The organism is Clostridia bacterium (assembly GCA_017405765.1).
Taxonomy (GTDB): domain Bacteria; phylum Bacillota; class Clostridia; order Oscillospirales; family RGIG577; genus RGIG577.
Map to the genome: position 1 here is coordinate 110,465 of JAFQZS010000003.1, position 12,933 is coordinate 123,397.

Sequence of the window (12,933 nt, forward strand, 5' to 3'; positions counted from 1 at the left end):
TTACGGGCATATATCGGATCACACAGAAAATGAAAAGGGGAAAAGAAATGAGTAAGAAAATGTTAAAAAGCATTTTCTTGCATAGCTATGGCTCTTACTTTAGTATGTGCTCTTGCAGCGTACGCCGGCAATTCCACAAAGGATGCACAAAAAGAAATTGACGCGGCAGTCGTTGCGGGCGACCTTCTCGAGCAGGGGGTTAAGATTTTTTGATAACGATGCGACCGACCGTAAAAAAAAGACGAACGACCGCCTTTTTGATCAAACGCGGCTTTAAAGATAAATTGGAATTATTAATTATGGAGAACGGAGGAATCAGTTATGGAGAACACGAACAACACACCTGTCTCTGCCCAAAAGAAGAGACGCATGACGGAAGAAAGACTTGAAATAGTCGTGGCCATTTTTCTGGGCGTTACGGCTCTGCTTATGGCGTGGTCAACGTGGATAGGGGGCCTTCACGGAGGCAATCAGGCGACCAATTATACGATGAGCAATAATCTTGCCGCTGAGGGCAACGCCGAATACAACGCGGCGAACCAGTCGCTCATTCAGGATATGATAACGTGGAACAGCATCATGGACTACGCGACCGAGCAGGAGATAGCCGAGCTTAACGGCAATGCGGCCGAGGCCGAGCTTATTGAAGCGAAAATGGAGAAGCTGATGAATGACAACTGCTCGTCTCAGATGCTCGACGCCATAATCTGGGCGTCGGATCAGGAGGAGGACGTTTCTCCGTTTGAAATGGAAGGATTTTTTGAAAGCTATTACGAGGACGCGAACGCCCTGCTGGCGGAGTCTCAGGCTCTGCTTGAGCAGGGGCAGAAAGACAATACGAACGGCGACAAGTTCGGACTTGTCAGCGTCATTTATTCTGTGGTGCTCTTCCTTTTGGGCATCGTCGGAGTATTCAAGCGCCTGCCGAACCGTGTTATCGTGTTCTGGATAGCGATAGTAATGCTTGTTATAGGCACGATATATATGCTTACGATACCTCTGCCTACGGGATTCAGTATAGGTTCGTACTTTCAAAAATAAGACAAAAAAATACCGCGCAGCCGCGCGGTATTTTTCGTTCAAACAATATTTTTCGACGAAAAGCGATAAATTGTTTTTTATTCTTTGAAAATGTTATATAATGTTTGAAGAAGAAAAGACGCACCGCGTAAAAAACAGGCTTTATCAGTCTGAGGAATAATAAAGAAGAAAGGTTGTGTTTGATTTGAAAATGAAAGCTTTGGCAAAAATACTGGCAATAATAATTGCCGCAGCCATGCTTTTCTGTCTTGCGGCATGCGGCTCCGATTCGGACAGCTCGGGCTCGCAGAGTTCGTCGTCGCTTACCGCAAAAGGACTCAATATGTCCGTGAACCGCTCGACCGGACGGCTCACGATGGACCGCCCCGAAGGCGCGTCCGGAGAAAGCATGGGAGAAGCGGGCACTTGGACGATATTCGTTTATCTGTGCGGCACCGATCTTGAATCAAAATACGGCATGGGAACGAACGACCTGCAGGAGATGATAAACGCCGACGGAAGCGACAGCGTACGTTTTGTAGTACAGACGGGCGGAGCGTCCAAATGGCAGAACGACGTAGTTGAAAACGGAAAGATACAGCGCTTCCTCGTACAGGACGGAGAGCTTTACGCGCTCGACGAAGGACCCGCGGCCGATATGGGCAGCGTCGATACGTTTTACGACTTTTTGAGCTGGGGCGTTGAAAATTACGCATCGGAGCATATGGGCGTAATATTCTGGAACCACGGCGGCGGCAGCATCACGGGAATCTGCTTCGACGAGCAGAACGAATTTGATTCGCTCTCGCTCAAAGACCTTGACCTGGCGTTTGCGGCCGTTTACGAGAACATGACGCAGAAGTTCGACTTCATCGGCTTCGACGCCTGCCTTATGGGTACGCTCGAGACGGCCAACATACTTGCTTCGTATGCCGATTATATGTACGGCTCGGAAGAGTCGGAGCCGGGATACGGCTGGGATTATACCGCCATAGGCTCCTACCTTGCGGCAAATCCCGATGCTGACGCAGCCTCGCTCGGAGAGGTGGTATGCGACAGCTTCTATAAGTCCTGCGCGGATATAGGCCAGGAGAGCGGCGCGACGCTTGCCGTTATAGACCTTTCGTATATGGACGAACTTGTTGCCGATTTCAACACCTTTGCGCAGAATATGTACGAGTCGGCAGAGGACCCCGACTCTCTTGTTTACATGGTGCGCGGCATAGAGGGCGCGGAAAACTTCGGCGGCAATAATAAGAGCGAGGGTTATACGAATATGGTAGACCTCGGTGCGCTCGTTTCGGCGTGCGCTCCCTACACGGAAGGTGCGGACGAGGTGCTTTCGTCGCTTGACAACGCCGTAGTTTACCGCATAGCGGGCGACACTCATAAGAATGCATCCGGACTTTCGCTTTATTATCCGTTAAGCGTACAGGGCTCCGAGGAGCTTACGATATTCGGCGGCGTGTGCGTGAGCCCCTATTATCTGTCGTTTATCGACAGGCAGAATTATGGCGGCGTAAATCAGGGCAGTACGCAGGGTTACAGCGACGAATACTGGTACGACGAGGACGGCAACTGGAACTGGGCTTCCGAGGGGAGCGGCGACCAGGAATACTGGGAGTATGTCGATTCCTATGAAGTTACCGGCGAAAGCTCGCTAATCACGTTTGAACAGGAGCCGATACTCGACGACGAAGGCGACTTCTGGTTCGTGCTCGACGATGACGGCTATTATTACGCGTCGAACGTTTACGGATACGTTTACGAGCTTTCCGAAGACGGCGAGGACTTGATAGAGCTTGGCGAAACGTATGATATAATAATCGACTGGGACAACGGATATTTCTGCGATGACTTTGACGGCTACTGGATGTCGCTTCCCGACGGACAGAATCTTGCTACATATATAGTTGAAGTGACTGACGACGCAATAATCTACACTTCGCCCATATTCTTAAACGACGAGCAGACTAATCTGCGACTGCGGCAGACGTTCGACGGCGATATTACGATAGAGGGCGCATGGGCCGGCATTGACGAGAACGGTATGGCAGCAAAAGACATAGTACAGCTTAAAGAGGGCGACAAGATAGTGCCTATCTATTATTCGTATGCTGTAAACAGCGATGATGAGTCCTACTATTACGGCGGAGAATACGTATTCGAAGGCGCGCCCGAGATATATTACGACATTATGGAGAGCGCCGATTATCTTTTCGCATTCTGCATAGACGATATTTACGGCGACTATTATCTCACTGAATACGTTATGTTCAACGTGGAGGAGAACGGCGACGTATATTACTACGAGTGGTAATGCATATATAATTATTTTAAGAAAGGAAGATGTAAAATGGCATTCGGAGTAAAGATGAAGACGATAAAGACGAGCAGGGATTATTCGATCGAGGAGCTTTTTGAGCTGATAAAGGACAAGGAGTTTGAGGCGGGAAAGCCCGAGTACGCAAAGCAGGGACTTTATTATCTCATAGCTTTCCCTGCGCTCGACAGCCAGAATCAGGTGCAGATAGTGCGCATGGGCAAGGCAAAGTTCATGGTACAGAAGGCGGAGCAGGCAGGCATAGGCAACATGGTAGCCAACGCCGCGCTCGATTCGGTGTCCGGCGGCCTTTTCGGCATGAAGAAGATAGTAGGAAACAACGCAAAACGCTGCGAGCAGCTCGTTGAGATAACGAAGAAGGAACTTGAGGCAATGAATCTGTAAACATTTACCCAAAAGGCCGTCGGATGCACGTCCGGCGGCCTTTTTGATGCTTTTTATAAAATTTGCCCCCGGGATTCGGCCGGCTTTTTTTGTCGGCACATCTTGTGCCTGAAAATAAAAATAAAAAAAATATAATTAAATTTATTTTTTTGATGTAAAAATTATTTATTTGTGATATGATATAATCGTTATAATAATAAAACACAGGAGTGATGCGGATGAAAAGGGTTCTCACATTGATTTTGTCTGCTGCCATTGTAATATGCTCGTTGGGCGTGGGCGTATTTGCAGCGGCAGGCACGGCTTTTTCGGTGAAAGCGCCCGACGTCATGCCCAAAAGCGGCGAGACGTTTACCGTAACGGTGGATATAAGCGGGAATACGGCTTTTTATGCGGCACAGTTCACACTTTCGTATAATACGGCCGAGCTTGTCTGCACCAACGCTGCAGAGGGCGCGCTTTTGGAGGATAAGCTTGCCGTATATAATCCCGACGGCGACGGCGGCGCGGTAGTAGCGGCAGCTTCGGAGCGCGGCGTGAAGGGCGACGGCACACTTGCTGTTTATACCTTTGAGGCGCTCAAAGACGTTACGGATTACGGACTGGCGATCACGGTAAACGAGCTTGCCGATGAAAACGGCAGCGCGATACCTTATACGGTCGAAGATTTTTCGCCTGCGTCACAACCTGATGACAACGGCAAGACCGACAACGGTAAGACCGACAATGGCGAAACCGACAACGGTAAGACCGACAACGGCAAGACCGACAACGGTAAAACCGACAATGGCGAAACCGACAACGGTAAGACCGACAACGGTAAGACCGATAACGGCGAAACCGACAACGGTAAGACCGACAACGGCAATAACGCGCCCGCGGTTGTAAGCTTCAGCGACACTAAGGGACACTGGGGTGAACAATACATAGAAAAAGCCGTACAGGCAGGACTTTTCAAAGGATATGAAGACGGCTCATTCGGGCCCGACATCCCCGTGACGCGCGCACAGTATGTTACGGTGCTTTGGCGCATGGCGGGAACTCCCGCACCGGCAGGGATGGCTCCGTTCGCCGATATTACGACTCAGAGCGAGGAATTCAAGTCGGCGATATCGTGGGCATATGAAAAGGGATACGTAAACGGCACGTCCCCCGATACGTTCGAGCCGAACGCTTCGCTTACGAGAGAAGCGGCAATGAAGATACTCTTCGGCTATGCAGGCGCTCAGAGCGGCATGGAGATGATGTTCACCGGCATTTATGACGAGGCGTTTAATGACAGTGCGGACATATCCGCATGGGCAAAGGAACCCATGTACTGGGGAGTATACAAGAGCATAATATCAGGCACGGGCGAGGGACAGCTTTCCCCCAAGGGAACGGCTACCAGAGCTCAGCTTGCCAAGATACTTATTGAATTCACAGAGAAAAACTGAAGTAAATGAAGGAGGGGCAATATGAAAAAAGTAATTGTTTGTCTGATCGTGGGCGTGCTTCTTATGACTATGTGTGTGGGCGCGCTTGCGGCGGGGGATTCCGGCATCCAAAACGCCAAGGTCGAGGCTGCTTATTCAAGCGTTATCACGGTAACGCCGTCTGCCGATAAAGCAACCGTTGCATACAGCAGCGCAAAATCCGGCAGCGATTATGTTATTATGGTAATGACCGACACGAGCGGCGTTCCGACAGAGGCTAATCTCGAGTACATCGACGAAGTGAGGGCGACTTCCGCGACCGTAAGCTTTTCGGTTTATCCGAAGAACTTAACGAGCGGAACGACGTATTACGTATATATGTCGAGCAATGCAGCAGGCTCGCTTGCAACAGATATAACGAGCCTCGTGCGCGTAGCTTCGTTTGAGTACAAGGCGGCTTACGTTCTCGGCGACGTAAACGAGGACACTTACATTACGCCTACCGACGCACTGTTCGCTTTGCAGGCGGCTGCAGGCAACCGTACGCTCAGCGACAGTCAAAAGCTTGCGGCTGACGCAAATAAGGATACTTTTGTAACTCCTACCGACGCGCTGTTTATTTTACAGGCGGCAGCAGGCAATCGCACGTTATCATAATTGATAAACTATAAATCAAAGAAGAAAGAAGGAGGACAATTATGAAGAAAATTTTGGCAGTCGTGCTTGCGATACTTATGGTCGTAACATTCCTGCCGGCAGCAATGGCTGCAGGCTGGTCAGACAGCGCGCCTACGGTTTCGCTTTCGGTTTCGGATCCCGACGCCGAGAACATAATCCAGGCTACTGTAAGCGTATCGGCGTCAAAAATGATCACCGCTTACGCATTGACGGTCGAGTACGATTCTGACGTGGTAGACGTTGCCGCGGACAAGGGTACTTACGTTGACGAGATGAGCGAGAGTACGATAGGTCTTACGCTTGCGGGCGATGGCCTTAAGATCTCGGATTCATTCCAGTATAACGTGAACCGCGCCGGCGCGGCAAGCGGCAAGAAACTGTTCTATATCGGCGACGCAAGAGCGGCAGGTATATCTAAGAACGGCTTTACCGCAACGATGTACTTTAAGGTTAAAGACGGCGCCGAAGGTACGGCGGCATTTGCTCTGTCAAACGATATCGTTGGCGGATCTAAAATGTTTGAAGTAGGCAATGCAGACGGTGAAACCATAGAGTTCCCGTCGTCGGGCACAACGGCAAGCGTTTCCATCCCCGTAACGAAGCTGACGCTTTCCGGCTCTGTTACGACTCCCGCAAAGGGCGCGACCGATGCATCTGCCATCACCGAGACGGCAGGCAATGCTACAGTAGCCGTAACGTGGGATCCCGCACTTTCGGGCGGCACCTTCGCAGCTAACACTGCTTACACCGCTACCGTTACCGTAACTCCGGCTACCGGCGTTACGTTTGCAGATACAGTCGATGTAACGGGACTTACGGGTTACACCTTTACTAAGAGCGGCTCCAACTATGTTGCTACCAAGACTTTCCCGAAGACGGCAGACAAGACTGCTACCGCTCTTACGATCACCACGCCTCCCACCAAGACGACTTACGGCGCGGGAGACGTTCTCGATAAGGCGGGAATGGTAGCTACCGCAACGTTTGACGATGCTTCCACTGCAGACGTTACGGATGAAACGACGATAACGTATGCATCGGGTACTGCGTTCTCAAAGGGCGATACTTCCGTAACGGTCGGCTACGAGGGTCTCACGACGACGCTTAGCGGTCTTACCGTAGGCGGCAAGTCCGTTACCGTGACTGTAGCAGATATTCCCGATGTTGAGTACACGGGCAGCGCAATAGAGCCCGCTGTTACCGTGACATGCACTGAAGCAACTCTCGTTAAGGATACCGACTACACCATAGCTTACGCTTCCAATACCAATGTAGGTACGGCAACCGTGACCGTTTCGCCTATTACGACGAGCGACTATGTATTTGCTCCCGTAACGAAGACGTTTGAAATAACGGGCGCATCGCTTGACGAAAGCAAATTCACGGTAGACACGGCAGACAAAGCTTATACCGGCTCACCGATAACGACCACCGTTACGGCTGTGGGCTATACCGAGGGCACCGACTACACCGTAGCTTACAGCGAGAACACGAACGCAGGTACTGCTACCGTGACCATAAGCGGCAACGGCGGCTTCGGCGGCACTATAACGAAAAACTTCACTATAACTCCTGCAGTCCTCACCATGACGGCAACGGCAGCAGATAAGGCTTACGACGGTACGGTAGCTGCTACCGTAACGGCAGGCGCTCTTACCGGCATAATCGGTACCGACGACGTATCCGTAGCCGAGGCAACTGCTGCAGGTTCGTTTGCCGATGCAAACGTAGGCACTGCAAAGGCTGTAACGCTTGATGCAGGCTTCACGCTCACCGGCGCGCAAGCGGCAAACTATACGCTTACTCAGCCCACCGGCCTTACCGCAAACATAACGAAGGCAGCAGCTTCCGATGAGACTGAGAACGTATCTATACGCTACGGCGCAACTCAAACTGTTGACCTTAGCGCTAAGGTAAAGGAAGGCAGCACGCCGGGTACACTTACTGTGGCCGATGCAGACAGCATATTATCATATCCTCCGAGCATGACGGCAAACGTTCTCTCGCTTACCATAGCTGACGACGCTGCACTCGAAGGAAAGACTGCGACTGTAACGATACCCGTGACCGGTACGAATTATGATGATTACAACATAGTGGTGACCGTGACCGTTACCGCTAAGGACGCACAGGTAATAGACGCTTCCGACGCAACGTTTACATACGGCGATACCGGCAAGTCGATAACGGCTTCCGTTACGACCGGCGACGGCGCTCTCTCCTATGCGTTAAAGAGCGGCACGGCAGTAGCGGTTGACGCGGCTACCGGCGCGCTCACCATTAACGGCGCAGGCACTGCAGTCGTTACCGTGACCGCTGCTGAGACGACGTCTTACGCTCCGGAAAGCAAGGACGTAAACGTAACGATAAACAAAGCCGACATAACCGTAACGGCTAAGGACAGAACCATCAACAGAGGCGGCATAGTTCCGGATCTTTCCGCACCTGTAGAGGGTACCGACTATACGGTTACCGGTCTTGTTGGCACTGACGTTCTGGGCGGCACTGTTGCAATGAAGTATCAGCAGTCCGGATCGGACGTAACGCCCGTAAACACTGCTGCAGGAACGTATGACATAGTTATCTCGGGAGCAACGGCGCCCGATACGACTAACTACAACGATCCCACGTTTGTAAACGGTACGTTCAAAGTCAATGCTTCCAGCGGCGGCGGAGGCGGCGGAGGCGGTTCTTCCGCGTCGAGCGATACTTATTATAAGATAAGTACGACCACGCCTCAGAACGGTACGATAAACGTAAGCGCACTCACCTCGATGGCAGGACGCACGATCACGATAACGGCGGCTCCCGCAGAAGGATATGCTGTTGAAAATGTGACCGTAACCGATAAATACGGCAATAAAGTATCCGTTACCGCAACGGAAAACAACAAGTTCACATTCCTTATGGCGAAGAGCGATGTTACGGTAAGCGCAACCTTTAAGCAGAGCGGCGAGGTAGTTCCTCCCGACGAGAATAAGGGATTTACCGACGTTAACGAGGACGACTACTTCTATGCACCCGTTAATTGGGCGGCTGAGAAGGGAATAACCTCGGGAACGTCCGCAACGACGTTCAGTCCCACTTTGGACTGCACTCGCGGCCAGATAGTAACGTTCCTTTACAGAGCGGCAGGTCAGCCCGCATTGAGCGAGGATGCGGTAAATCCGTTCACCGATGTTGCTGAAAACGCATATTATCGTGACGCAGTCGTATGGGCTGCTAATATGGGAATAACGACCGGCACAACTGCCACTACGTTCGATCCCGATGCGATCATATCGCGCGGCCAGATGATAACCTTCCTGTATCGTTACGCAGGCGGTACCAATCCGGGCACGGAAAATCCGTTTAACGACGTTTCCGAAGGTGAATACTACTATGACGCAGTTATGTGGGGCGTAGCCAACAGCATAACTACGGGCACCACCGAACACACCTTCTCGCCTGACAGCCCGTGCAACAGAGGTCAGACCGTGACCTTCCTGTATCGCTTACTCGGCGAGTAATCCGATGATCTATAACAGCAGGGGACGCATGTCCCCTGCTGTTTTGTCAATATTATTAAAGAAATGAGTGAGGCGGTATATGCGAGAAAAAAAGCATATAAAAGGATATGTACGTATACTTTTGACCGCGCTTATGTGCGCAGCGTTGATATTTGCCTTTGGCACCAGCGCGCTTGCAGACAATACGGATATAAGAAGTTCTCTGAGCGCAGAGGAAGCTTACGGACATGTGTATTCCGATGATGCGGCCGCCGTTTTGGAGGAAGCTCCTCTTACCGATTCGGAAAGAGCGCTTATCAGGATGGTCAGCACGGCCATTTGGAACGGGGAGACGCAAATTACGTTCAACGGTTCCGATTACGGCGTGACTTTTGACAGACTGAGCGCTGTCGCGCGGAGACTTTATCTTGAACCCGAAACATTTGCAATGGCAAATGTGTATTTCGGCTCTTCGGGAGGGAAGCTGTATTTTGCCCCAGTATATAACGCCGATATATACTCCGACTACGACACGGCCAAAGCGCTTTATCTTAACACGGTGGCCGAAATAGCCGCTTTGGTTGACGACAGCTGGAGCGACCTTGAAAAGGTCTTATTCGTACACGATCATTTGGCCTTGAATTACGATTATGACACAACGTACACAAATTACGATGCGTATTCCTTTTTCCGCGATAAAAGGGGCGTGTGTCAGGCATATATGCGCGCCTTTAATGCGATAATGGCAGAGCTAGGCGTTGAATCTTCGTATGTGGAAAGCGAAAGCCTTGATCATGTATGGAACATTGTTAAGATAAACGGCAAATGGTACCACATGGACGTTACGTGGGATGATCCTTTATCGACTTCGGTGACTAATGTGGATCATATGTACTTTATCATCTCGACAGATAAAATGTATGCTCTGGATCATGTGGAATCCTATGACTGGCAATACGGCCTGAACGTCACATGCAGCGATACTGCATACGACAACTGCTTTTGGAGCAGCGATGCAGAGCCGCGTGTCGCATCGTCGTTTTTAAACGATAACGGCAAGTGGTATTTTGTAACTGATTCCGGCATCGGCGTATGGGACGGACATTCGTCCGGCCCGAGTGTTCTGGCGTCATTTTCCGATATATATGCAGAGCTATATCCTCAGTACTCCTTCGGCGTTTATTTGGGGACGTCGGGTCTGTCTTGCTTAAACGACAAGCTCTATTTAAACACGGCGTTTGATGCGCTTGAATATGACTTGACGACAAAGCAGGCAAAATCGCTTGCTTCCGTTATAGGAGGATCAACGAATATATGTGCATCGTATCTTGACGGCGCGTATATCGTTTACCAGACGACGGACAATATGTTTTACAGAGTTCCGCTGGACGTTTATACTAACGTGGAAGACGGCGGATACGGTTATTACACAGATAACGGCAAGCTAAATCTGAAGGTAGGCTCCAAAGCGTTCGTTATTGCGGTATGGTATGACGCTGCCGGAAAAATGATAGGCTGCAGAATAATAAATACTGCCGGAGAATACTCTTTAGATGTGTCCGCAAGCTATGTTAAGCTGATAAGCCTCGATATAGCGAACGCGCCGCTCTGTGAGACGGTAAAGCTGTATGTGCAGTAAAAATATCATAAAAAAGTGATAGCTCTTATAAAAGCGCATGTTTGAAAACGTGCGCTTTTTTAGTTTTTTACAGACATATGGCTGTTGACATTCAAAAAAAGCTTTGATAATATAATATATAGTTAGTGCCGACTAACTTACTTTCCAATATAAACATTTATATTGACAAAGTAAGAATGGAATGCACTGACTTATATAATACAGAAGGGTTAGTATATACTAACCAAATAATATCAAGTGAGGTGTACAAATGAAAAAAAGGAAGGTACTTGCCCTTTTGCTTGCAATAGCTATGGTGACAGCAATGCTTCCCGTGGCCGCTATGGCGGCGTCGGATATAGACGGTCACTGGGCCCAGCAAGCGATGCAGTCGTTTATTGACGACGGCTACCTAAAAGGGTATGAAGAAGGCACGTACGGACCCGATGTTTCCATAAGCCGTGCTGAATATGCCGCGCTTATCAACAGAGTAACGGGCCTTAGCGATGCGTCGGCGTCTTTGGACGCATATACCGACGTAAGCCCCGAGCAGTGGTTCTATACGGACATTAAAACGGCGCTTACCGCAGGTTATATGAACGGCACATCACCGACGACCATGTCTCCGATGAATACGATAACGCGCGAACAGGCGGTTACTATGGTGGCAAGAGTTTTAAATCTGCCCGAGGCCGACGAAAGCATTCTTGACAGCTTTGCGGACAGCGATAAAATCAGCCAATACGCGAAGGGTGCGTTTGCCGCCATGGTACAGGCAGGTTATCTGCAGGGCAACGAGGCGGGCGAAATAATGCCTCAGCGCGCACTCAGCCGAGCAGAGGGCGTTACCCTTCTGTATCGCACAGAAGGCGCGCTTAAAGACGCTTTGAACAACACCCTTGAAAGCGAAAATAATGAGAATAATGATGACACACAGACGACTAAAACCGATGCAAATACCTCCGGCGGATCGTCATCCGGCGGCAGCTCAGGCGGCGGCGGAGGCGGCAGCTCACGCATTACAAGCGGCTACGTTCTTATGAACATACCGTATGATGAGTTCTATAAGGCGGAGCTTGGCGAGAACGATCCGACGGTAGACGCCGTAACGAGCGCAACGCGCAACAAGCCCCGTACAGGAACGCTTGCGGGCGGCTCGTATCATGTAAATTCGGACGGAAGCGACATAACGGGCATAATTTATCCCGTATATGTTAGAGATATGTCGAGGCTGTCCGGTTATACCAAAATAACGGACGAGTCTAGCGTAGATATAACGGTAACGAACCGCGGGCAGACGACGACCACGACGTACAGCGGCAAGGATGCATTGTTTGAAAGCGCAAGCTATTCTTACTATGTGATGACTGGGGTGCCTGCAAGATATAAGATATGGAATGAAGATGGTACATTCTCCGCAGTTATGGGCAAAGCATCGAGCGTAGAGGGCGTAGAAGCAGAGGTGACTGTTGGCGCGCGTCATGCCGATATAGAGATCTCGCTTACGGGCACCGAGGGCGTTGCACAGGGCGATACTGTAAGCGGTGTAGTAGTTACGTTTTCCGACGGGAGCAAGATGGGACTTCGCCACATTGCGAACCTTTGGAGAGGGACTGAGATAGGCGGCTCCATTGCAGACCTCGGCGGAAAGACGATAACTAATATACGCTACATAAAGCAAGACGCCGTATATGATTATCCCGTGAATATTGAGATAAGCGACGCGGACGCATGATAATGTGTTATTAAATTAAAAAAGCGCATGTTTTCAAACATGCGCTTTTTTAGTTTTTCTTGCGTTTGTATATATGCTTTTGATATAATAAAAAAAACAGCGGATTGGACTATTGTATTATGAAAAAACTTATCTCATTTATACTAATATGCGCTTTCTTTGTTTGCGTTATGCAAATGCCGATCCCTGCAAAGGCAAGTGAAGCATATACGTCAAAAGAAAGCCCGCGTTATGACGGATACCTGGTATTT

8 protein-coding genes are annotated in these 12,933 nt (G+C 50.0%); all 8 read left to right on the forward strand.

Features of this window, described 5'->3' with window-relative positions; genetic code table 11:
- Nucleotides 1-321: 321 nt before the first annotated feature.
- Nucleotides 322-1,041 carry a hypothetical protein gene (locus IJG50_00970; protein MBQ3378418.1) on the forward strand — a complete coding sequence of 240 codons (720 nt, stop codon included), beginning with the start codon at nucleotides 322-324 and terminating at the stop codon, nucleotides 1,039-1,041.
- 175 nt (nucleotides 1,042-1,216) lie between these two features.
- On the forward strand, nucleotides 1,217-3,340 hold the full coding sequence (locus tag IJG50_00975) for a Clostripain family protein (protein MBQ3378419.1): 2,124 nt from the start codon (nucleotides 1,217-1,219) through the stop codon (nucleotides 3,338-3,340).
- 36 nt (nucleotides 3,341-3,376) lie between these two features.
- On the forward strand, nucleotides 3,377-3,748 hold the full coding sequence (locus IJG50_00980) for a hypothetical protein (protein ID MBQ3378420.1): 372 nt from the start codon (nucleotides 3,377-3,379) through the stop codon (nucleotides 3,746-3,748).
- 218 nt (nucleotides 3,749-3,966) lie between these two features.
- Nucleotides 3,967-5,184: an S-layer homology domain-containing protein gene (locus IJG50_00985; GenBank protein ID MBQ3378421.1), complete on the forward strand. Its 1,218-nt coding sequence runs from the start codon at nucleotides 3,967-3,969 to the stop codon at nucleotides 5,182-5,184.
- A 21-nt stretch (nucleotides 5,185-5,205) separates the two neighbouring features.
- Nucleotides 5,206-5,820, forward strand: a complete 615-nt coding sequence (locus IJG50_00990; GenBank protein ID MBQ3378422.1) for a dockerin type I repeat-containing protein — start codon at nucleotides 5,206-5,208, stop codon at nucleotides 5,818-5,820.
- A gap of 41 nt (nucleotides 5,821-5,861) precedes the next feature.
- Nucleotides 5,862-9,350, forward strand: coding sequence for an S-layer homology domain-containing protein (locus IJG50_00995; GenBank protein ID MBQ3378423.1), 3,489 nt, complete (start codon nucleotides 5,862-5,864; stop codon nucleotides 9,348-9,350).
- A 79-nt stretch (nucleotides 9,351-9,429) separates the two neighbouring features.
- On the forward strand, nucleotides 9,430-10,968 hold the full coding sequence (locus IJG50_01000) for a hypothetical protein (GenBank protein ID MBQ3378424.1): 1,539 nt from the start codon (nucleotides 9,430-9,432) through the stop codon (nucleotides 10,966-10,968).
- A 250-nt stretch (nucleotides 10,969-11,218) separates the two neighbouring features.
- Entirely contained in the window at nucleotides 11,219-12,682 is a 1,464-nt protein-coding gene (locus tag IJG50_01005) for an S-layer homology domain-containing protein (protein MBQ3378425.1), read from the forward strand.
- Nucleotides 12,683-12,933: the final 251 nt, after the last annotated feature.

What these genes read in the sequence shown, in the direction of transcription:
- IJG50_00970 (MBQ3378418.1), top strand. Translation starts at nt 322, where the DNA reads ATGGAGAACACGAACAACACACCTGTCTCTGCCCAAAAGAAGAGACGC.
- IJG50_00980 (MBQ3378420.1), top strand. Translation starts at nt 3,377, where the DNA reads ATGGCATTCGGAGTAAAGATGAAGACGATAAAGACGAGCAGGGATTAT.
- IJG50_00985 (MBQ3378421.1), top strand. Translation starts at nt 3,967, where the DNA reads ATGAAAAGGGTTCTCACATTGATTTTGTCTGCTGCCATTGTAATATGC.
- IJG50_00990 (MBQ3378422.1), top strand. Translation starts at nt 5,206, where the DNA reads ATGAAAAAAGTAATTGTTTGTCTGATCGTGGGCGTGCTTCTTATGACT.
- IJG50_00995 (MBQ3378423.1), top strand. Translation starts at nt 5,862, where the DNA reads ATGAAGAAAATTTTGGCAGTCGTGCTTGCGATACTTATGGTCGTAACA.
- IJG50_01000 (MBQ3378424.1), top strand. Translation starts at nt 9,430, where the DNA reads ATGCGAGAAAAAAAGCATATAAAAGGATATGTACGTATACTTTTGACC.
- IJG50_01005 (MBQ3378425.1), top strand. Translation starts at nt 11,219, where the DNA reads ATGAAAAAAAGGAAGGTACTTGCCCTTTTGCTTGCAATAGCTATGGTG.